The sequence below is a fragment of the Flavonifractor sp. An100 genome, assembly GCF_002161175.1.
Classification (GTDB): Bacteria; Bacillota; Clostridia; order Oscillospirales; family Oscillospiraceae; genus Lawsonibacter.
Window position 1 is genome coordinate 132,945 of the sequence record NZ_NFMA01000004.1, and the last position, 22,172, is coordinate 155,116.

The 22,172-nt window shown below is 55.7% G+C and carries 19 protein-coding genes and 1 other annotated feature; of the genes, 5 read left to right on the forward strand and 14 right to left on the reverse strand.

Annotated elements, in window-relative coordinates; all coding sequences use genetic code 11:
• Nucleotides 1-23: 23 nt before the first annotated feature.
• The 9 genes from B5E43_RS04060 to B5E43_RS04095 all read right to left on the reverse strand — a co-directional run bounded on the left by B5E43_RS04060 (nt 24) and on the right by B5E43_RS04095 (nt 10,805).
• Entirely contained in the window at nt 24-908 is an 885-nt protein-coding gene (locus B5E43_RS04060; RefSeq protein WP_087393863.1) for an AAA family ATPase, read from the reverse strand.
• Nucleotides 909-997: 89 nt separating this feature from the next.
• The gene (gltA, locus tag B5E43_RS04065; protein ID WP_087393865.1) at nt 998-2,383 is read right to left on the reverse strand and encodes an NADPH-dependent glutamate synthase; all 1,386 of its coding nucleotides are present in this window, start codon (nt 2,381-2,383) and stop codon (nt 998-1,000) included.
• On the reverse strand, nt 2,376-3,224 hold the full coding sequence (locus B5E43_RS04070; RefSeq protein ID WP_087393867.1) for a sulfide/dihydroorotate dehydrogenase-like FAD/NAD-binding protein: 849 nt from the start codon (nt 3,222-3,224) through the stop codon (nt 2,376-2,378). The genes gltA and B5E43_RS04070 overlap by 8 nt, the downstream gene beginning before the upstream one ends.
• Before the next feature lie 100 nt (nt 3,225-3,324).
• Nucleotides 3,325-5,253: a bifunctional UDP-sugar hydrolase/5'-nucleotidase gene (locus tag B5E43_RS04075; RefSeq protein WP_242964699.1), complete on the reverse strand. Its 1,929-nt coding sequence runs from the start codon at nt 5,251-5,253 to the stop codon at nt 3,325-3,327.
• Nucleotides 5,254-5,395: 142 nt separating this feature from the next.
• On the reverse strand, nt 5,396-6,397 hold the full coding sequence (locus B5E43_RS04080; RefSeq protein WP_087393870.1) for an asparaginase: 1,002 nt from the start codon (nt 6,395-6,397) through the stop codon (nt 5,396-5,398).
• Between the two features lie 90 nt (nt 6,398-6,487).
• Entirely contained in the window at nt 6,488-7,345 is an 858-nt protein-coding gene (rfbA, locus tag B5E43_RS04085; RefSeq protein WP_087393872.1) for a glucose-1-phosphate thymidylyltransferase RfbA, read from the reverse strand.
• Between the two features lie 210 nt (nt 7,346-7,555).
• Nucleotides 7,556-9,553, reverse strand: a complete 1,998-nt coding sequence (locus B5E43_RS04090; RefSeq protein ID WP_087393874.1) for a pyruvate carboxylase subunit B — start codon at nt 9,551-9,553, stop codon at nt 7,556-7,558.
• 269 nt (nt 9,554-9,822) lie between these two features.
• Complete coding sequence (locus B5E43_RS15620; RefSeq protein WP_275532986.1) at nt 9,823-9,951, reverse strand: hypothetical protein; 129 nt, start codon at nt 9,949-9,951, stop codon at nt 9,823-9,825.
• 332 nt (nt 9,952-10,283) lie between these two features.
• Entirely contained in the window at nt 10,284-10,805 is a 522-nt protein-coding gene (locus tag B5E43_RS04095; RefSeq protein WP_087393876.1) for a hypothetical protein, read from the reverse strand.
• A gap of 126 nt (nt 10,806-10,931) precedes the next feature.
• Nucleotides 10,932-11,177 (forward strand) — a binding site (T-box leader).
• A 95-nt stretch (nt 11,178-11,272) separates the two neighbouring features.
• On the opposite strand from B5E43_RS04095, the gene leuA reads away from it, so the two are divergent.
• The 4 genes from leuA (at nt 11,273) to B5E43_RS15305 (ending at nt 17,454) form a co-directional block, all read left to right on the forward strand.
• Nucleotides 11,273-12,967 carry a 2-isopropylmalate synthase gene (gene leuA / locus B5E43_RS04100; protein ID WP_087393878.1) on the forward strand — a complete coding sequence of 565 codons (1,695 nt, stop codon included), beginning with the start codon at nt 11,273-11,275 and terminating at the stop codon, nt 12,965-12,967.
• Nucleotides 12,968-13,274: 307 nt separating this feature from the next.
• A complete protein-coding gene (locus B5E43_RS04105; RefSeq protein ID WP_242964704.1) occupies nt 13,275-15,659 on the forward strand; it encodes a phosphoketolase family protein in 2,385 nt (794 codons plus the stop codon).
• Nucleotides 15,660-15,861: 202 nt separating this feature from the next.
• Nucleotides 15,862-16,404, forward strand: a complete 543-nt coding sequence (locus B5E43_RS04110; RefSeq protein WP_087393882.1) for an ECF transporter S component — start codon at nt 15,862-15,864, stop codon at nt 16,402-16,404.
• Between the two features lie 3 nt (nt 16,405-16,407).
• The gene (locus tag B5E43_RS15305; protein ID WP_206406915.1) at nt 16,408-17,454 is read left to right on the forward strand and encodes a hypothetical protein; all 1,047 of its coding nucleotides are present in this window, start codon (nt 16,408-16,410) and stop codon (nt 17,452-17,454) included.
• Nucleotides 17,455-17,499: 45 nt separating this feature from the next.
• Here the strand turns inward: B5E43_RS15305 and B5E43_RS04120 are convergent, their stop codons facing one another.
• Both B5E43_RS04120 and B5E43_RS04125 read right to left on the reverse strand, forming a co-directional pair.
• Nucleotides 17,500-18,633, reverse strand: a complete 1,134-nt coding sequence (locus tag B5E43_RS04120; protein WP_087393884.1) for an aldo/keto reductase — start codon at nt 18,631-18,633, stop codon at nt 17,500-17,502.
• A gap of 2 nt (nt 18,634-18,635) precedes the next feature.
• Nucleotides 18,636-19,046 (reverse strand): DUF3842 family protein, encoded by a 411-nt coding sequence (locus B5E43_RS04125; RefSeq protein ID WP_087393886.1) that lies wholly within the window; start codon nt 19,044-19,046, stop codon nt 18,636-18,638.
• Nucleotides 19,047-19,151: 105 nt separating this feature from the next.
• On the opposite strand from B5E43_RS04125, the gene B5E43_RS04130 reads away from it, so the two are divergent.
• Nucleotides 19,152-19,391, forward strand: coding sequence for a DUF6774 domain-containing protein (locus B5E43_RS04130; protein WP_087393888.1), 240 nt, complete (start codon nt 19,152-19,154; stop codon nt 19,389-19,391).
• On the opposite strand, the gene B5E43_RS04135 is transcribed toward B5E43_RS04130, so the two are convergent.
• From B5E43_RS04135 to B5E43_RS04145, 3 genes are all read right to left on the reverse strand, one after another.
• Complete coding sequence (locus B5E43_RS04135; RefSeq protein WP_087393891.1) at nt 19,367-20,227, reverse strand: patatin family protein; 861 nt, start codon at nt 20,225-20,227, stop codon at nt 19,367-19,369. The two genes, B5E43_RS04130 and B5E43_RS04135, sit on opposite strands and share 25 nt — an antisense overlap.
• A gap of 208 nt (nt 20,228-20,435) precedes the next feature.
• Nucleotides 20,436-21,665: a site-specific integrase gene (locus B5E43_RS04140; RefSeq protein WP_087393893.1), complete on the reverse strand. Its 1,230-nt coding sequence runs from the start codon at nt 21,663-21,665 to the stop codon at nt 20,436-20,438.
• Nucleotides 21,666-21,793: 128 nt separating this feature from the next.
• Nucleotides 21,794-21,997 carry an excisionase gene (locus B5E43_RS04145; protein ID WP_087393895.1) on the reverse strand — a complete coding sequence of 68 codons (204 nt, stop codon included), beginning with the start codon at nt 21,995-21,997 and terminating at the stop codon, nt 21,794-21,796.
• Nucleotides 21,998-22,172: the final 175 nt, after the last annotated feature.

Genomic DNA, 22,172 nt, shown 5'->3' on the forward strand with positions numbered 1-22,172 from the left:
GGGGAATGTTTGTTCCATTCACTTTATTCTTTTTGAAATTCTTCTCTTTTACTCTCAAACAGCCGATAGTAGGCTTGCACATGCTCCAGCTCTGTCCAGGGCCGGACCTCCACCGGCCGAGAGTCCAGATCATAGATCCGAGCTCCCTTCATGGACAGCAAAAAGGGCGAGTGGGTGGAAATCACAAACTGACAGCGGTAAAACCGGACAGAATCCTCCAGGAATTGGAGCAATTCCTCCTGGAGATGAGGGGCCAGGCTGTTTTCCGGCTCATCCAGCAGGTAAAGCCCTCCCTCCTTGATTTCCCGGGTAAAGTATAAAAAGGCGCTCTCTCCGTTGGACTTGCCCGGCACATCCTTCATCAGCCGGTCCCGGACATACCGGGAACCCGTTTTCCGTTTGGCCTCCACCACCTGGCGCAGCCGGTCCACATCCTCCAATGACCGCAGCTGAAAATCCGCATAACGGGCGTCGGTGTACTCCTCCAGCAGCTCCCGCCGCCGATGGTCAATGCCCTCATTCATACAGCGGAAGTCCAGCAGGTAGTCGAACACGTCGTCGCTGGTAATCACACGACTGGCCTCACGGACCTGAGCGGTAAATGTATAACTGGTCTCTGCCCAACACCCATTCAGGTATTCTCCAAAAAAGGAGCTGCGGTTAAATACTGCGCTCCTGTTCAAGCTCAGCTTTTCCCCAATCAGGTTCAATAGGGTGGTCTTTCCACTGCCGTTACCCCCACAGAAGATGGTCACCGGCTCAAACTCCAACGTGGGAACTTCCCGGTTCAAAAATAGCCCAAAGGGATACCGGCTGCCATAACAGGTACGCTTATTTTCCCGGTTCTCCGCTAAAAAGCCCAGCTCCCAGCCCTCCCCCGGCAGGGAAAAGGATTTCAAATATTCCACGATTGCCCTTCTCACCCTCCAAAATTGCCGCACTCCCCCAGGGGCCGCTTCTCAGCGGCCCCTGGGGGAGTGATTATTCCAGGGTTACATTACTTTTTGCTTTTGATGTACTCATCAATGGACTTGGCCGCATGCTTACCAGCACCCATGGCCAAGATGACGGTGGCAGCACCGGTAGCGGCGTCGCCGCCGGCAAAGATCGCCGGGCAGGAGGTACAGCCCTTTTCGTCGGCAGCCACACAGCCCTTGCGAGTCTTCTCCAGGCCGGGAGTGCCGTCGTAGCTCATGGGGTTGGGCTGGGTGCCCAGAGCCATGATAACGGCATCCACTTCCATCTTAAACTCGCTGCCCTTCACCGGCACCGGGCTGCGGCGGCCGGAGGCGTCGGGCTCACCCAGCTCCATACGGATGCAGGTGATGGATTGGACATGGTTCTTCTCATCCCCCTCAATGGAGACGGGGTTGGTGAGCAGATCGAAGATGATGCCCTCCTCCTTGGCGTGGTGGACCTCCTCTGCACGGGCGGGGAGCTCGGCCTCGGAACGGCGGTAGACAATGTGAACTTCGGCGCCCAGGCGCTTGGCGCAGCGGGCCGCGTCCATGGCCACGTTGCCGCCGCCGACCACGGCCACCTTCTTGTTGTGCAGGATGGGGGTCTCACTGTCAGGCTTGTAGGCCTTCATCAGGTTAATACGGGTGAGGTACTCGTTGGCGGAATAGACACCCACCAGGGACTCACCGGGGATCTTCATGAACATGGGCAGGCCGGCGCCGGAGCCGATGAACACCGCTTCAAAGCCCATATCAAACAGCTCGGTGATGGTGAGCACCTTGCCGATGACCATGTTCAGCTCAATGTCCACGCCCATCTTCTCCAAATTGGCCACCTCACGCTTGACAATGGCCTTGGGCAGACGGAACTCGGGGATACCGTAGCTGAGCACGCCGCCGGGGGTGTGGAAGGCTTCAAAGACAGAGACGTCATAACCCATGCGGGCCAGCTCGCCGGCGCAGGTCAGTCCGGCAGGGCCGGAGCCGATGACCGCCACTTTATGGCCGTTCTTGGGGGCGGTAGCCACATTGCTCACCCCGTGCTCGGCAGCCCAGTCGGCCACAAAGCGCTCCACACGGCCAATGGCAACGGGCTCACCCTTCACGCCACGGACGCACTTGCCCTCACACTGGTTCTCCTGGGGGCAGACACGGCCGGAAATGGCGGGCAGAGCGTTGGCATTGGACAGGATCTCATAGGCCGCGGCAATATCGCCCTCGGCCACCTTGGCCAGGAAATCAGGGATGGGGATGCCCACCGGGCAACCGCTGACACATGCGGGATTCTTGCAGTGAATGCAGCGCTGGGCCTCATTCATGGCCTCTTCCAGCGTGTAGCCCAGAGCTACCTCCAGGAAGTTGGCGTTACGGATCTGGGGGTCCTGCTCCTTCATGGGAGTCTTATTTAACTGCATATTAGCCATTCATGGCACCTCCTCCCAGGCGGCAGAGATGCTTCTCCTTCGCCTTGGCTTCGTGTTCCTTATACGTAGCGTTACGGGCAATGACCTCGTCAAAGTCTACCTTATGGCCGTCAAAATCGGGGCCGTCCACGCAGGCGAACTTTACTTCGCCGCCCACGGTCAGCCGGCAGCAGCCGCACATGCCGGTGCCGTCAATCATAATGGGGTTCATGCTCACGGTGGTGGGGATATTGTACTTCTCCGTCAGCTTGCAGGCAAACTTCATCATCAGCAGGGGGCCGATGGCAAACACATGGTCAAACTTGACCCCGCTGGCAATCAGCTCCTCCAGCTTATTGGTGACAAACCCATGGAAGCCATAGGTTCCATCGTCGGTGCAGATGTGCAGGTCGGTACAGGCCTGGGACATCTCCTCCTCCAAAATGACAATATCCTTGGTCTTGAAGCCGCCAATCAGGTCCACCTGGTTGCCCGCCTCATGGAGCGCACGGGCCACCGGCAGAGCAATGGCGCAGCCCAGGCCGCCGCCCAAAACGGCAACCCGGCCATAGCCCTCAACCTCCGTGGGAACACCCAGAGGGCCCACGAAATCGTGCAGGCAATCACCCTCGTTGAGCTGGTCCAGAGCCAGGGTAGTGCCGCCAATCTTCTGGTAAATCACAGTGACCAGTCCATCCACCGCGCTGGAAATGGTCAGAGGAATCCGCTCTCCCTCTTCGTCCACACGCAGAATGATGAACTGCCCTGCCTTGGCCTTTGCGGCCACCAGGGGCGCGTACACCGAAATCTGACCGATTTCAGGTGTCAGCGTCTTTTTCTTGGCGATTTGATACTTCTTCACTGCTGATCCTCCTCAAGTTGAATTGTTTTGCCGGGCTCCCCCGGCATCCCTTTTTCCATTCATCTTAAAACACAGCCCCGCTGTGTAGATCACACATTCATTACCGGAGCCATCCGCCCCGATAGCTGCCATAGCGCCTTCTGCGCCGGAGCCGAAGAATCCATCGCACCAGCAGCACTGCTGCCAGCACCGCCAATACCAGTACAGCCAAAGCTGCAAACGTAATCCAGGTTGGATTTTTCACCAGCTCAATGGGGTTCCAGCTGCGGCTGACCGTCTTTCCCCCTCCAAGCTCCTGAAATGCCTCCGGCACACCGTCGTCCCGAAAGGAACGAAGATACGCCGCTAAGGCATACCACTCTTTGATCTCATTTCCCGCTGCGTCCCGTAAAATCCGTTGGGAGAAATCGGTAATCAGCTGTCCCTGCTCGTCCTTGGGTTCAATGGACAAAAGGCCAAAGGATTTCTCCTTCACCGTGGACAGCATCTGAGCGGAATACATACCAGAAACCACCCGATACAGCTTGTCACGTTCCAGTTTCGCCAGCCCCCCGCTGCCTGCAAAGAACGGCTCTTGGAGATACGCTTGGGTGACCCGATTGAAGGGGGCACGGTGCACGTTGAAGCTATACTCCAAACCGGAGAAATACAGCTGTGCCTCCGGCATCAGCGGAGTGACAGAAGCGTCAATTTCCATGACTGCCTGGAGTTCTTTCCCCGTCAGGTAGCAGGAGACCAGGGGATATCCAGCACTCCCGTTCTCCCCCACTCCCATGGACAGTACATCAAAGGCCTGGGATGTGGTAATGGGGCCGGCATACAAAGGCGCACGGAGCACCCCGGCGGCCACAAGAGTCACCGTATCCACATTTGGGCTATCTGCCTCTAAATTGGCCACCGCCCAAGCGTAAGAATCCGCGACCAGAGCGCCCAGAGAATTTCCCTCCTGCGTTTCCTTTTCCGGCAAGGACAAATCAAACCCGCTGGTCGTCAGCTGCTGATCATAGGTCAGGTTATAGGCGGACAGATAGCTGCCGTTGACCTGCTTTTTCCAAACCTCCACCAAAGAAGCCAGCTCCGGGTCCTCCGGAACCGTTTCATCCACCGGTATGAGCCGGTAATCCACCAGCGTCTTTTCCCCGGTATCGCTCCAGCGCAGGGTAATGGAGCCTAAATTCTCACAGTAGGGTCCGGAAGAGACAATATAGGTGTCTCCCTCCACAATGGGCTGCTGCAGCGTGGTATGGGTGTGACCGGAAACAATCAGGTCGATCCCCTCCACCTGCTTTGCCAACTGCTGGTCCTCAGATCGCTTTTCCTTTTCATTCGTGCCCCCGTGGGACAGGCAAATAATAAACTGGGCACCCTGCTCCTCCAATTTGGCCACACACTGCTTTGCCGTCTCAACGGGGTCCGTCAAAACAAACCCGGATGTAGGGGCACAGGCATCCGCATCCGTTCCCATCAGTCCAAAAATTCCATACACTACCCCGCCGCGCTCCAATGTTATGGCATCTCGTACCCCGTAGGCGGACATAGCTCGCTGAATATCCAACTGATCCGGGTTGTCTGCGGCTGGTTTATAATTGGCCATTAAAAGCCTTGGAAGAGGGCCTCCACTCAGGGCCGCCGTCTGCAGCATTTGGGCAAAGCCCTGGTATCCGCCGTCAAATTCGTGGTTTCCCACGGTACCCGCGTCATATCCCATTGCCCCCATGGTTCGCAGCTCCGCCGCCTGAGAAGCAGACAAAGTCTGAAATAACGAGCCGATGGAGAAATCTCCCCCATCCACAACCAACGCATCGGGATGGGTCTCCCGCTCCTGGTCTAGCAGCGTCTTCAGACGGGCATATCCGCCAGATTCTCCTCCCCGGCCGGTCTTCTGCGGGAGAAAATGAGAATGGAGGTCATGGGTAAACAGTACGGTGGTCTCCCATTGCTGGCCGTCCCCTCCATCTGCAGCCCAAACAGCAGTCCACAAAACCAGGATTGCCAATACTGCACCTGAAAGATATCGCAGGGCCTTCAACGGTTTCCCTCCATTCCTCCATTATTTTGCCATAAATCAGTTCCCTTTGGTCTTGCTATCGTGTCAAAATATTGTCGAATCTTTACCTTTTTGTGTTAATATTATAACATATGACGCAAAAATTGCACCATTTTTGACAAAATCAACAAATCACATCGTGTTGGACCGGCCGGTAGAACATCTCACGGATCTGGCTGGGCTGAGTGGATTGCCCCAGCACCCACATCAGCTTCGCGGTGGCAGCCTCCAAAGTCATGTTGTAGGCCTCCATCAATTGGTACTTCTCCTTGACCTGCTGGCCCACCTGATACACCGACATGTCGCTGCCTTCATAGGGGACCTGAGTCATCATAACGATGGTTTTTCCTGCCTCCAGCCACTCTCCCATAGCCTGGGCTAAGGCTCCCGCGCTTCCGCCCGGCAGACCGCCCACGCCAAAAGACTGTAGAATTACCGCTTGATAGCTGTCCTTCAGCTGCCGCAGCGCCTCCGCCCCCATCCCGGGGATTAGTGTCAGCAGCAGCACCCGTTCCTCCAGATTATCGTAAAACACCGGCTCCGCCCCATAGGAATAGGAGCGCGGTGCCAGATACCGAATCAACTTTCCGTCCCGGATCACAGCCACCTCTGGATAGTCCACACTGGAAAAGGCATTGTAGCTCTTTGTCCGCTCCTTTCGGGCCCGTGTACCCAGGATGACACGCCCATCAAAAACCAGACTCACATCATGAGAGTCCCGATCAGCTGCATACAAAAAGCTGTTGTACAAGTTCATCCGTGCATCGGTGTCGTCCAGACAGATGGACTTTTGAGAGCCGGTAATGACAATGGGCTTGGGGGAATCCTGAATCAAATAGGACAGTCCGGCTGCGGTATACGCCATCGTATCCGTACCATGGGTGACCACAAAGCCATCATAGTCCTGATACGCATCCTGAATGGCCTTGGCAATCTCCAGCCAATGGCTGGGGGTAATATTAGTGCTGTCTAAATTCATCAGCTGTCTGGCCTCGACCTGGCATAGCTCTCCCACCGCCGGCACATAGCCCAGAATTTCCTCTGATGTAATAGCCGGGCTCAGCCCATGACCACTCTCCTTTGAGGCAATGGTTCCTCCGGTAGCCAGCATTAGTATCCGTTTCATTGGCTCTGTTCACACAATCCTTTCCGCGGCAAACCCGCGCTTAGAAAAAAGGGGCCGTCTCCAGCCCCTTTGTGGTCGTTTTCCAGTGGCTCACAGACACTGCAAATACTTCCCATAAAGTGTCATGCTCAGTTCTTTTCCGATGGCGTGGACCTGCTCCTCGCTGACCCAGCCCTCGTACAGTCCAAGCTCTTCCAAACAGCCCACATATCGGCCCGTTGTATCCTGGATGTGTTTTATGGTCTGTCCCGCTTCCAACAGGCTGTCTGCGGTACCGGCATCCAACCAAGTAAAATTCTTTTCCAGTGGAATGACCTGTAGCTCCCCGCGACGCAGGTACTCCAAATTTACGTCGGTAATTTCTAGCTCTCCTCGGGCGGAAGGCTTTAAATTGCCTGCGATTTCCATGACCTGGTGGTCATAGAAATAAAGGCCGGGAATAATATAATTGGACTTGGGGTAGCGAGGCTTCTCTTCAATGGAAATGGCCCGTCCTGTCTTGTCAAACTCCACTACGCCGAAGGGACGTGGATCCTCCACCCAATATCCGAACACAGTGGCCCCACGCTCATTGGACGCCGCCCGCTTCAAAGTAGCACCCAGAGTGGGGGCATAGAAAATGTTATCTCCCAGCACCAGGCAAACTCGGTCACCGCCCACAAACTTCTCTCCAATTAGCAGTGCGTCGGCAATTCCTCGGGCCACCGGCTGCTCTGCAAAGGAGATTTTCAGCCCGTACTGGCTACCATCTCCCAGCAATGCCGCAAAGGTGTCAGTCTCACCAGGGGGAACAATAACCAAAATCTCAGAAATCCCTGCCTGCATCAAAATAGCCAGTGGATAATAAATCAGTGGCTTGTCGTACACGGGCAGAAGCGGCTTGCAAACAGGCTTTGTCATGGGATACAAGCGGGTTCCTTTGCCCGCCGCTAGGACGATACCTTTCATATAATCCTCCTGACTGTATATTCCTTTGTGGATTCTCGGCCTATGGATTTTCTTTAGTGTAACATGGACTGGGAATGTTGACAAGCCTTCCTCTCCCACTTTAAAGGATTTTTAACGTTATACTTGAAAGGAATCCCTATCATTAGAAACCCCCGGAGAACGGCAAAGTCAGTCTCCGGGGGCTCAATCTCTTTGTCAGGCGGAACTGAATTAGCCCAGTACCACCAACAGATCGTCGGTATTTACAGTGGTTCCCACAGCGGCGGCCACGGACTTGACCGTACCGTCCACAGGAGCGGAAACCTCAATTTCCATCTTCATGGCCTCCAGAACCACCAGCACGTCGCCGGCCTTTACCTGCTGGCCCACAGAGCACTCCACCTTAAACACGTTGCCGGGCATGGGACTGTTCACCGCAGTCTCCCCAGAGGCAACGGTAGCAGCCGGGGCAGCAGCGGGAGCGGGAGCAGGAGCAGCGACAGGGGCGGGAGCTGCAACGGGAGCGGCCACAGGGGCAGCGGCCACAGGGGCAGCAGCCACAGGGGCAGCAGCCACGGGAGCAGCGGCCACAGGGGCAGCAGCACCATCAGCCTTCTCCACGCTCACCTGATAGGGCTTCCCGTCGATGGTGATGGCGAAGGTCCCGGTGCAGTCGTCCTGAACGCCCATCACCAGGTGGGGAGGCTGATAGGACGCGGCAAAGGGCTCAATGGGACGGGCAGTATAGCCATTGCCCATGGGCGCGGGGACACGGGTATAGTACACATGGCCCTGCCAGGCGGGAATGGGAGCAGTCTCGGGCTTCTTAGTAGGAGCGGGAGCCGCAGCGGGAGCTGCCTTCTTGGGCTCCTCCTTCTTGGGGAAGCCGGCCTCGCGGTCCTTAAAGAAGGCCATGGCAACCTGGGGAAAGGCGATGTAGCTCAGCACATCCTCGTCGCTCTTAGCGGTAGCGCCCAGCTCCTTCTTGGTCTTCTCAAACTCGGGCTCCAGGCTATCAGCAAAGCGGCCCTCGACCAGGGGAGTGTTGCCCAGAATCTTCTTCTGGATGTCCGCATCAATGGGAGCGGGAGTACGGCCATACTCGCCGCGGCAATAAGCCTTGATCTCCTTGCCCACTACCTTGTAGCGCTCGCCGGCCAGCACGTTCTGCACGGCCTGGGAACCAACCATCTGGCTGGTGGGGGTGACCAGAGGAGGATAGCCCATGTCGGCACGGACCTTGGGTGTCTCAGCCAGGGCCTCGTCCAGCTTGTCGATGGCGTTCATCATCTTCAGCTGGGAAATCAGGTTGGACAGCATGCCACCGGGGATCTGATAGTTCAGGCACTGGGTGTCGGTAGCCATGGAGATGGGATCCAGGGTCCCGTCAGCCAGGAAGTCGGCACGAACGTGCTTGAAGAAATCAGCCATCTCGATGAGTACCTTGTCGTTCAGGTCCACCTGGTAGCCGAACTGGCGCAGCGCGTAGGCCAGAGTCTCAGTGGCAGGCTGAGAGGTGCCGCCAGACATGGGAGAAATGGCGGTATCCAGCACGTCGGCACCAGCCTCCACCGCCTTCAGGCAGGTCATGAAGGCCAGACCGGTGGTGCAGTGGGTGTGGATCACCAGGGGCAGCTCAGGCACGGCGTCCTTAATGGCGGAAACCAGATCATAGGCATCCTTGGGACCCATGATACCGGCCATATCCTTAATACAAATGGACTTGACGCCCATGCTCTTCAGGTCCTTGACCATCTGGACGTTCTTCTCCAGTGTATGTACCGGGCTGGTGGTAAAGCAGATCGTACCAGAAGCGTGAGCGCCCTGCTTCACCGTCTCGTCGATGGCAACCTCCAGGTTGCGGGCATCGTTCAAAGCGTCGAAAATACGGATGATATCGATGCCGTTTTTCACGGAATACTCCACGAACTTACGCACCACATCGTCGGGATAGTGCTTATAGCCCAGGATGTTCTGTCCGCGCAGCAGCATTTGCAGCTTGGTGTTGGGCATCTTGGCACGGATCTTACGCAGCCGCTCCCAGGGATCTTCCTGCAGGTAGCGCAGGCACACATCAAAGGTGGCCCCGCCCCACACCTCAGCGGAGTAATAACCGGCTTTATCCATCGTCTCCAGGATGGGCTCAAACTTGCTGTAGGGCAGCCGGGTGGCGATCAGCGACTGGTTTGCATCACGCAGCACGGTCTCCGTGAAGTTTACTTTTCTCATGTCAATCGACCTCCGTATTACTGAAAAGAATGGAGCTTTTTGCCCTTGGTCCAGGGCATTTCCCCGTCCAAACGGCTATCTGGCTTACTGCCGCAAAGTCATTGCTACCATTTTAGTATAACTTTCTCAATAAAGCAAGTACCCCGTTGGGAATAATTAACCTTTTTTTGCCGGGCCGTCCGGGCAATAAAAAACGACGCAGCAGAATTTATTTTCCTGCTGCGTCGCTTATTCCGTCAAACCGCACTCCGGCGGGGTCGGATTCCCCATCACCGGTCGCTGCACGACTCATCCTCGCGGGCATGGGTGCCCTCGTAGTCAAAGATCAAATCGTCAATGTCCACATCAGACCGGACACGGGACCAGATGCTGTTGACTTCACGCTTCATCATCGTCATGCGTATTCCCTCCTTTCTCCTTAAAAATGGGTATAAAAATACCATCGTCCGCCCTGCAAACGATGGAGGAAAATCGTGTTTCTTAGAATGACCTCATCCTCAGGCTATTCTTTCCCGCACAGTCTGCTCCACTCGCTTGCAGCATATGCTACCACCCTGAGTTACATAACGCATTCTGTGCCACCCCATTTCCTCTTAGTTTACTTTGCATTGGAGCTTACTCCTATGCTTTCATTATTGTAAACCCGTCATCCTTTCTTGTCAAGCAAAATTTTCTAAAAATGCAAGTTCTTTTTAAAATATTTGCAGAATCTTCACACTTCAGAGCCTCCCTACGGGATTCGCGGATGTCCTTCCCGGTCAAATTGCCATACCAAATGGGGGGTTCCATTTACCAATTCCACCGCAGCCAAACAGACTAAGGCATCCAGCACCACCGGACTGTCCGTCCGAAAGGGTACCGCCAGGCGAAACCCCTGCGGCCCCGGACTGCACAGCATTGGCTTTTTCATCTCCTGTCGTAAAATGGGATCATCCACCAGTCGACCTGGATTCTTTTCACAGTACCACGCCCCCTCTTTGGCAAAGGCAAAGGCCAACACCGCCTCCCCACCAGTGACCGGCCAGCCCACCTGCTGCTCCAGCTCTTTCCGGGAAAAGGACCGGCTGATGGACAACCTCCCCCCCTCCGGAGCCAATGTTCCAAGGAGCATCCGTCCTCCTCCGCCACCTTGAACCCACACCTTGTAGATACCTCGGCCATCCTCTTCCCGCTCCGCCTCCAACCGGACTCTGGCGCCCTCCACTGTCACACGCAGCATACCGCCCCCGTCTAACTGCAGCCGATTCTCCATCCCTCACCCCTCCCCCTCTATCTTATGCCGGCCCATTCCTTTATTCCTCCCTAGACTTCCCTCTTTCTCTATCTCTGCGAAATTTTTCTTGACAAACCCCGCCCCTTCCGCTAAAATCATCTCCAAGCAAACGCAATGAAGGGAATAAAGACGGCGGCATGTCCCCCTCAGAGAGCCGGTGGTTGGTGCGAATCGGTGTGTGGCTCCGCTGTGTATAACTGGTCCCTGAGTGGTCTGTCCGAACCCGAGATAGTAGGATGGAACGTCTGGCCCCGTTACCGGCCGCGGCCTTGTTGGAGGCTTTGAGGGCTGTTCGGGCAACTGACAGCTGAACCAGGGTGGTACCGCGTGAATTGATTCCACGCCCCTGACTTTGAAAAGTCAGGGGCGTTTTTCTATCCCCTGATTCCATTCAGGCCCCGCTGCCAACATCAGCGGAGCAAGTTTTTGATTAGGAGGACATCGCTATGAATCCAGGCTACAAAAAGTACATTCCTTTCCAGCCCCAGAAGATTGTGGGCCGTACCTGGCCGGACAAGGTAATCACACACGCCCCCGTTTGGTGCTCGGTGGATCTGCGGGACGGCAACCAGGCACTGGTGGACCCCATGAATTTGCAAGAAAAGCTGGAATACTTCCATACCCTGGTGGACATCGGGGTGAAGGAGATTGAAATTGGATTCCCCTCCGCCAGCGAGACGGAGTATGAGATCTGCCGGGAGCTCATTGAGGGCGGTCACATTCCCGACGATGTGACCATCCAGGTTCTGGTTCAGGCCCGGGAACACCTAATCAAAAAAACCTTTGAAGCTATTCAGGGCGCCAAAAACGTAATATTGCACTTCTATAACTCCACCTCCACCCTCCAGCGCAAGGTGGTGTTCCACATGGACACCGACGGCATCACCAAGATCGCCACCGACGCCGCCGACCTCATCTACGAGATGTCCCAGCCCCTGATCCAGGAGGGAATGAACCTGCGCTTTGAGTATTCCCCCGAGTCCTTCATGGGCACGGAGATGGACTACGCTGTAGAGATCTGCCAGGCTGTGCTGGACCACCTCCACGCCACACCGGAAAACAAAGTGATCCTCAACCTGCCCACCACGGTGGAAAACTGCATGCCCAACCAGTTTGCCGATATGATGGAATATTTTATCCGCAAGCTGCCCTCCCGGAACTGTGCCATCATCTCCCTCCACCCCCACAATGACCGCGGCACCGGCGTGGCTACCACCGAAATGGGTCTGCTGGCCGGTGCGGAACGGGTGGAAGCCACCCTCTTCGGCAACGGCGAGCGTACTGGCAACGTGGACATGATCACCCTGGCCATGAACATGTACACCCAGGGCGTGGACCCCCAGTTGGACTTCTCCAACATCAATAAGATCAAGGAAATGTATGAGCGGTGCACCAAGATGCCCGTAGGCGACCGCCAGCCCTACGCCGGCAAGCTGGTCTTCACCGCCTTCTCCGGCAGCCATCAGGACGCCATCAACAAGGGCACCCAATATATGAAGGAGTCTGACTCTGACTTCTGGGAGATCCCCTATCTACCCATTGACCCAGCCGACGTGGGCCGGGAGTACGAGCCCATCATCCGCATCAATTCCCAGTCGGGCAAGGGCGGCGCGGCCTACATTATGGAGCACAACTTCGGGTTCGACCTGCCCAAAGCCATGCACCCAGAATTTGGTGCCATCGTCCAAAAGGAGACCGACACGGTGGGCACGGAGATCTCCCCCGAGCGCATCAACGAGCTGTTCCATCAGGAATACATCGACGTCAAGGAGCCTTACAAGCTGCTTAAGCACGCCTTCCAGGAGAGCGTAGACAGCGAAGGCCACTCCCACGTCACCTTCTGGGGTACGCTCCAGCACACCGATACCATCTTTAAAGTTTCCGGCGAAGGCAACGGTCCTATCGACGCCTTCTTCAACGCCATCAAGGGTGAGAAAATGGCTCGTTTCTCCTTCCTGGACTACTCCTCCCACGCCATTACCAACGGTTCCGATTCCCAGGGTGTGGCTTACATTCTCCTGCAGGACCAGCGGGACGGCAAAAAGTATTGGGGCGTAGGTCTGTCCCACAACATCAATCTGGCCCCTCTGCGCGCCATCCTCTCTGCTATTAACCGCGCCAAACGCAGCCGCCACAGCTGAGCCTCTCATATTCCCCCGGCCTCTTCCCAGAGGCCGGGTTTTCTTTGTTCCGCCCCTTTATTCTATATTTAACCCATATTTCTCCCCCTTAAATTCTATGTTATTTTATAATTTCCAATTGAATTTCCCATTTTTTGCTACGCCTCCCTCTTTGAATTGACTTTTTTCTTATTTAGAGTATACTTATTTTCATCAAGTTGGACCTTTGCGGATCTTTCTGCCCGCAGGCCATTTCCTGTAAGGAGGCAACGTTATGCCTAGAATTGCTGATAACGCCGCTAAGGCCGCTGCTAAGGCCCCTGCCCGTATGTCGAAAAAGGACCCGCTCACCAAGGAGCAGCTCCATACTATTGACGCCTGGTGGAGAGCCGCCAACTATCTCTCCGCCTGTCAGCTCTATCTGTTGGACAACCCTCTGCTCCGTGAGCCCTTAAAGCCTGAGCACCTGAAACACAACATTGTGGGACATTGGGGCACCTGTCCCGGCCAAAACTTCATCTACACTCATCTAAACCGGGCGATTGTAAAATATGACCTGGACATGATCTATATTTGCGGCCCCGGACACGGCGGAAACGCTGTAGTGGCCCAGGATTACTTAGACGGCTCTTATAGTGAGATCTACCCCAACATCAGCCAGGACATCGGCGGCATGAAACGTCTCTTCCGCCAGTTCTCCTTCCCCGGCGGCATTCCCTGTCATACTGCTCCCGAAACACCGGGCTCCATTAACGAGGGCGGTGAACTGGGCTATTCCCTGGCCCACGCCTTTGGGGCGATCATGGACAACCCCGACCTGATTGCCGCCTGCGTGGTTGGAGACGGTGAGGCCGAAACTGCTCCCCTGGCCGCGGCCTGGCACTCCAACAAATTTTTAAACCCCATGACGGATGGCGCCGTTCTCCCCATTCTCCACCTCAACGGCTTTAAAGTCTCCAACCCCACCATTTTCTCCCGTATTTCCCATGAGGAAATTGAGATGTTCTTTAAGGGATGCGGTTGGGAGCCTCGTTTTGTAGAGGGCAGCGACCCGAAGACCATGCACCAGAAAATGGCCGCCGCGCTAGACTGGGCCATCCGGGAAATTCAGCGTGTTCAGGAATACGCTCGCACCACCGGCGATGTCACCCGTCCCCACTGGCCTATGATTGTACTCCGCTCCCCCAAGGGCTGGACCGGCCCCAAGGAGGTGGACGGCAAACAGGTTGAGGGCAGCTGGCGGGCCCACATGGCCCCCATCCCCGTCCATGACGGAAAACCCGGCCGGATCCAGGAGCTGGAGAAGTGGCTGAAAAGCTACCACCCCGAGGAGCTCTTTGACGAAAACGGCGCCCCCATCCCCGCCCTTCAGGAAATTGCCCCCAAGGGCGAGCACCGGATGGGCGCCAATCCCCACGCCAATGGAGGCTTGCTCCTACGGGACCTGCGAATCCCCGACTTCCGGGAGTACGCCTTAGATGTGCCTCAGCCTGGGGCGGTAGAGGCGGAGGACATGACGGTATTGGGCGCCTACGCCAGAGACCTGATGGCACGCAACCTTAAGGGTCGCAACTTCCGAATTTTCTCCCCCGACGAGGCCGCCTCCAACCGTCTCTCCCAAGTTTTCGCCGCCTCCGGCCGCCGCTGGTCGGACAGCATCGATCCCAGCGCGGATGAAAACCTATCCCACGACGGCCGGGTGATGGACGCCGCTTTGTCGGAGCACCTGTGCCAGGGCTGGCTGGAGGGCTACCTCCTCACCGGACGCCACGGCTTCCTCAACAGCTACGAGGCCTTTATCCGCACGGTGGATTCCATGGTCTCCCAGCACGCCAAATGGCTGAAGGTCTGCCGTCAGCTCCCCTGGAGGCAGTCCATCGCCTCCTTAAACTACGTTCTCTCCTCCAACGTGTGGCAGCAGGACCACAACGGCTTCACCCACCAGGACCCCGGCTTTTTAGACCATGTGGCCAACAAAAAGGCCGATGTGGTGCGCCTTTACCTGCCCCCCGACGCCAACTGCCTGCTCAGCTGCTTTGACCACTGCATCCAAAGCCGGAACCAGATCAACGTCATGGTGGCCTCCAAGCTCCCCCGCCCCCAGTGGCTCAGTCTGGACGAGGCCATCAAGCACTGTACCCACGGCATCGGGATCTGGCAGTGGGCCTCTAACGACCAGGGCTCGGAGCCGGACGCTATATTGGCCTGCTGCGGCGATACTCCCACCCTGGAGACTTTGGCCGCTGTCACCATCCTGCGCCACTATCTGCCCGATTTGAAGATTCGGGTCATCAATGTGGTGGACCTGATGAAGCTACAGCCCCACACCGAACATCCCCATGGTTTGACCGACGAGGATTACGATGCCCTCTTTACTACAGACGCCCCCATCATCTTTGCCTTCCACGGCTACCCCACTCTGGTCCATGAGCTCACCTACCGCCGGCATAACAAAAAGCTCCATGTCCGCGGCTACAAGGAGGAGGGCACCATCACCACCCCCTTTGATATGCGGGTGCGAAACGACATCGACCGCTTCCACCTGGTGATGGATACCGTCAAGCGCCTGCCCCAGCTGGGCAACAGCGCCTCCTATCTCATCCAGGAGATGAAGGACAAGCTGGTGGAACATCGGCAGTACATCAACACCCACGGCCAGGACCTGCCGGAGGTGCGGGACTGGAAGTGGAACGGCGGCAAGGGGATCTATTGATTTCCCTTGCCCGGTTGACGAACTAGCTCTTTTATAGTATTATAGGGTCAATCCCTGGCTGAAGCCAGGTTTCCAGTGGTTTTTATTTCTATGTCAGCAATACCGCGAAGGTATGTCTTGCCCAGAAGGGCGGGGCGCCTGCGCGGTATTTTTTACCCTCTCCGCCCCATAAGACAATCTGAGACAAAGGAGTCAAACCATTATGCAGCGTCAAAATCACCAAATTAAAAATTTGGTCACCGCAGCCCTTATGCTGGCCCTGGCCTATGTTCTTCCCAACTTCACCGGCAACATTCCCCAAATTGGCTCTATGCTTCTACCCATGCACCTGCCCACCATACTGTGCGGCTTCCTGGCCGGAGGTCCCTGGGGTGCGGCGGTTGGGTTTATCGCCCCTCTCCTGCGCTCCGTGCTCACAGGCGGCTATCCTCCCATGTTCCCCACCGCCATCGCCATGGCCTTTGAAATGGCCACCTATGGCTTTATCTCCGGGGTACTATCCCACCGTCTTCCCTTGACCCTGAAAGGCATTTACATTTCTCTGCTGAGCGCGATGGTATGCGGCCGTGTGGTGTGGGGTGTCGTGATGGCCATTATTACCCTGGGCGGAGACAGCTTCACCTTTGCCGCCTTTATCGCAGGAGCCTTTACTAACGCCATTCCCGGCATCATTTTGCAGCTCATCGCCGTTCCGGTCCTGGTTTTGACTTTGCAAAAAGCCAAGCTGGTACCCCAGTCCGTTTAAGCTATGGAACCGATTGCTCAGCTCCTCCAGGAGCATATCAGCCGACACCCAAAGCTGGAGGTTCAGGACGGCGTAAAATTTCTCTACCAGAGCTTCCTGGGACCCGGTCACCTGATTTACGATCCCAGCGTTCTGCGCCGCCGTCTAAACGAGGAGTGGTCCAGCATAGAGGGTGACCCCGACGCCCCGCTCTATGAATCCCTGGGGAACGGGCTTTGCCGCCTGCATCTGAGTGCCTGTAAAGGAAAATTACTGTCCTCCAATACGCTACTGCGCCTGTTCTGCTCCACCGCGGAAACCGTCTCTCCCCAGAACGAGGCCTTCCACCGTTCACTCTCCCTTCTCAGCCTTCTTCCCCAGCCCAAAGAAACGATAGAGGCCTATATCAGGGAATACCGCGCTCAGGGCTACCCCTCCGTCTCCCACTCTGAGGCCTACCGTTCCGCCTACCATCCTGCCTACCGGGTTGTGTGGGAGAGCTTTGCTGGCCTGGTGCCTATCCTGGCGGCCATCGACACACGGATGTCCCAAGGCACTCCGGTTCGGGTGGCCATTGACGGCCCCTGTGCCTCTGGGAAATCCACCTTGGGCAATACCCTGGCCTCTCTCTACGGCTGTCCTCTTTTCCACATGGATGATTTCTTTCTCCGTCCGGAACAGCGTACCCAGCAGCGCCTGGAGGAACCGGGTGGCAACGTGGACTATGAACGGTTTCAGGAGCAGGTGCTCTCCCCTCTGTGCGCAGGAGAGACTGTTCGTTACCGCCCGTGGCACTGCCACGAGGGAGACTTTGGTCCAGAGCTCGTCGTTCCTCCGACTCCCCTCACCATCGTCGAGGGGAGCTACGCCCTGCGCCCAGACCTGCGGGACCACTATCACCTGCGAATCTGGGTGGAGGTTCCCTGGTCCCTCCGGGCTGAGCGTCTCATCCAGCGGGGAGGTCCTACTTGCCTGGAGCGCTTTGAACAGCTTTGGGTTCCCCTGGAAAATCGCTATTTCTCCGCCTGTCAGGTAAAGACTTGCTGCCACATCCAATACCCTGAAACCTAACAAAACGTCCGGCTACCGAAAAAGGGAGCCGGACGTTTTTATTTCTTATGTGCCCACTCGTCTCTCCAGTTCCCTTCCCGCCTGGGCCAGCTGTTCCGGAATGGGAATATGTTGCGGGCAAAGGGTCTGACACCGGCCACAGGACACACAGTGAGAGGGTTTTTCCTCCTGATCCAAGCCTCTCCAAGCTCTCCGGGTCAGGCGGTCATTGTCATATACTGACATGTTATTCCAAATTCGAAATACCTTGGGGATATCCACCCCCTGGGGACAGGGCAGACAGTATCGGCAGCCCGTACAGCCGTTTCGAATCCGCTGTCGAAGCCGCCGGGCCGTCTCCTCCACCGCCGCCTGTTCTTCCTCATTCAGCGGCCGCAAGGGAGAAAACAGGGTGCTGTTTTCTTCGATTTCCTCCTGGCTGGCCATTCCGCTGAGCACGACTCGCACCCCCGGTTGACTGGCCACCCAGCGCAGTGCCCAGGACGCATCGGACGCAGACGGATTTAACGTCCGCAGCGGTTTGGCCACTTCGTCCGGCAGACGGGCAAGGGCTCCCCCTTTGACAGGTTCCATCACCACCACCGGCACGCCTTTGCTCCGGGCCAGCTCCAGACCACGCAGTCCGGCCTGGTAGTCTCCATCCATATAGTTCAGCTGGATCTGACACATATCCCATTCCCAACTATTCGAAATCTCCTCAAAAACCTCATACCGGTCATGAAAGGAAAACCCCAGGTGCCGCAAAATTCCCTTGTCTTTATACTCCTGGAGCAGGGGCAAAACCTCCAGCTGCTTCATCTTTTCCCAGGTCTTTTGAGTCAGGCTGTGCAGCAGATAACCGTCCAGGTATTCTACCCCCAGGCGCCGCAGCTGAAGTTCCACCGTCTCCCGCACCTGGTCCAGGCTGTCCACCTTCCAGCAGGGCAGCTTGGTCACCAGACAAAAACGCTCCCGGTCATAGTCTGCCAGCGCCTCTCCCAGACATGGCTCATTGGCTCCATTGTGATAGGGCCAGGCGGTATCAAAATACGCGATTCCCCGCTTCAACCCCAACCCCACCAATTGGCTGGCCCGCTCCCCATCCAGGGTATGGCTAACCCGGTCCATGGGAAAGCGCATGCATCCAAATCCAAGCCGTACCGGTCCTGACGAATCCATCCATTGGGACCAGAGATCCATTTTTATACCCCCAGCTCCTGTGCCAAATCCTCAACCGCCTGTGAAACATATGTAGACAAGGATTGCTCCTTTACACCAGCTACCACCACTCCGCAGCTGTTCATGGGGATTAAAAACTTCTTTGCACTGCAGCCGCCTACCGCCTGCGCAATCGCCGGGGTCACCTCACCCAAAATAGCGTGGGTCACCACCACCCCAATGGGCCCCATCACTGCGTCTGCATCCATTACATTCCGAATTACCGGATTATCCCCTGTCGCTCCAAAATCCGCTCCCGCCTTAAGCATGGTTGCGGTGGCAATGCTGTTGGTCCCGATGGCAAAAACCTTTGCCTGGGGAAGTCGTGCCTTTACCCCCTCAACCAACAGCTTTCCCAAACGGCCTCCTTGGCCATCAATGATTACGATTTTCATAGTCTGCTCTGCCTTTCCTGCGAAATCATACCATATTTTGAAAAATACTCCGTCCCAACGGACATTCGCTATTCTGGCGCATAGGGTACCTTAGGAGGTGATGAAATGGCTCCCAGCTGTTCACCCAACCATCACCAGCTCATTGTGCTCGCTTCCTCCCTGGCGGCTCTCCTTGCTCAACACAAAACGCCGGAAGAGATCAGTCGCCTGGCAGCCTTTTTCACTCTGCTGGGGGACACGTTGGCTCTTCTCGCTTTACAGCCTGACTGCAATTCTTCTGATCATCCCTGCACCCCAAATTCCAGTTGGCAGTCCGAAGCCTATCCCTCTGAACCGGAAAAATAAGCTCGGATCTCGTCCAGACGATCCACCGCCGCCTGATATCCCTTCGCCCACAACAAACGCAGCTTATCTGGGTTGCGTTCAATTCTCGCAACCCCCAGAGTGGAGTCTGGAGCAATGACAAGGACTTCCCCTTTCCGTTCCTTTTCAAACAAGGCCTCTCGGTCTTTGTTGTATTCCTCTGCCCGGTGCTCCATGGCCGCCACAAAATTGGGGTACTTCCGGTAGGTCTTGCGAATTAAATGCATCATCCCAGTGGGTTTACGCACATAGCTGCGCGGACGGGTCAGCACCACTAGCAGCCGGTCACACCCCTGCTCCAACGCATGCCGCCAGGGGATAGAATCTCCTACCCCTCCATCCAAATAGGGTTGGCCGTTGATATGGTAGATGGGGAACATCAGGGGCATGGCACAAGTGACCTGGAGCAGCAGAGAATGGCGGTCCCGCCTGGGAACCTCCATATAGTCGGCCTTCCCCGTATTTAAATTGGTCACCACAGCCTCTACCTGTCCCGGATAGGCCGCAAAGGTGTCGTAGTCAAAAGGAATCAACTCGTTTGGAATGGTATCATAGGCAAATTTTAGGCCAAAATAGCTCCGGTTGTTTTTATCCGCCAGATTATTGATGCCCATGTAGCGCCGGTCTTGGGCATAGGTGGTTACTACCTCCAGATTCCGCCGCGGCTGCTGGGAAAGATAACTCACCCCATAGGCAATGCCTGCCGACACTCCAATCAGGTAGTCCGGCATGATCCCTCCCTCCAGCAAACCATCACACACTCCACTGGAGAAGATGGCCCGCAGGGCCCCACCCTCCAAAACAATTCCAGTTTTCATAGGCGTTTTCCTCTTTTACTTTAAAGTTGATTGAATAGTTTAATAGATTTTTGATTATCTCTTTAGAAGTTCTTATATGCCGGTATAGCCCATAACTACGGGCTTTTCCGGCGTTTTTGATAACGGAAGAAGTTCACATTTTTTCTCATTTCCCCTCACGTCTTTGCTATGGGAAGTAGTAGAAACGGTAGTAAATACCGGCTTACTACTAAGCGGCAGCCTTGGTTTCCTCCGTGTTCTCCACGGTGGTTTCCGCAGCAGCTACGGCGGTTTCCGCCTTGGCCGCTTCCAGCCGTGCCATTTCCTCCTGTGCGGATTGGAATGTGGCGTGTGCGTAATAGTTCAGCGTCATAACGATGTTGGCGTGTCCCATGATGTACTGCAAAGCCTTGGGGTTCATACCGGCGTTTGCCATCCTTGTGCAGAATGTGTGCCTCATGGTATGGGGCGTCATTACCGTTGGCAACGGCTCCTTGTGACACTTGTTGAATTTCTTGGCAAGGCCCTTAAACATGGCGTCATAGTTGACGGCCACTTTCGGCAGGCCGTTTCGGTTCAGGAACAGGAAATTGCTGTACCCGTCAACCTTGATGGCCTTTGCCCCCTTGCGGTTCTTCAACACTCGCTGGAACGCTTCATACGCGGCTGCGCTCATAGGCACCTGCCGAAATCCGCTGTCCGTCTTGGGCGTTTCGATGTAGTAGCCATCCTCCGTACTTCTCAAAAGCTGGTGGTCTACATTGACGAAACGCAGGTCAAAGTTCAGATCGGTTTCGGTCAGACCGCAAAGCTCGGAAATCCGAAGCCCTGTTTCCAGCAGGATCACAACCTCGTCATAATACTTGGCATACACGGGATCGTCCTGTATGAATTTCAGGAGTTCTTCTTCCTGTGCTGGGGTGAGAGGCACCTTTGGCTCCGTGTCGTCGTTGATTACGTCATTGATCGGGAAGTCGAACGGGTTCTTGCGGATGCAATCGTCCTGAATAGCCATATAAAAGATCGCTTTCAGAGAACGCTTGCTGTTGCAAATGGTGTGGTAGGCTATGCCCTTTTCCTGCATACGCAAGGCCCATTCTTTCGCATCGGGCAGCTTCACACTGTCGATGCTGGCCGCCCCCAGCTTATCGTCAGACAAAAGTTTCATCAACTGTTCGCGGCTTTTTTTCGTCCCACGCTTCACGTTTCCCCGCTGCCGGATATACTTGGCATAAAGCTGGCAGACCGTCATTTTTTTGCCGATGGGGTCGATCCCGTCGGCAATGTCCTGTTGTATCTGCTTGACCTTCTCACGCAGAGAAATGTCGGGGCGTTTCCCGGCAGGGATTTTGTCGGTGGGTACTAACTTCCATGAGTACACAAATTGGGGATTTCCAAAGGTGTCTGTATATTTGTAAGCGTATCTTCCGTCGGATCGCTGGCTCTCTCCAGATTTCAAGAGGCGGCCTTTGCTGTCGCGCTTTTTTCATCTCGTTCTTTTCTCGGCATTGTTATGCTCCTTTCCGTATCGGAAAGAGCCTAAACACGCTTATAAGAAGATTATAGCACATTTAAGGCCCAATTTCACTATATGGCGTCGAGGGTATCAATAATTTTTTCAAATTGCTTCCGCTTGATTTGGATGCGGTTGCCGTTCATAATCACCCAGCCAGCATTAGGGTTTTCCTCGGCTAACCTACGCAGCTTGTTTTCCCCGATACGGAAATATTTTGACGCTTCCTCAATCGTCAGCGTGTATTTTTCCCAGATAGGCACATCAGTGTTATTCATTCTTTTAGCCCCCTTTCCAATGGCTAAAAAGGTTGTTAGTTGCAAAAGGGGCCATAATGCGTACGCCGCTCAAAAAGTGCAACTTGACCGCAGATGATGGTGCATAGCCACCGCTGGAATGGTGCACCCATTCCGCCGAAATGGTGCATGGCGGCCGCTGGCGTGGTGCACCGGG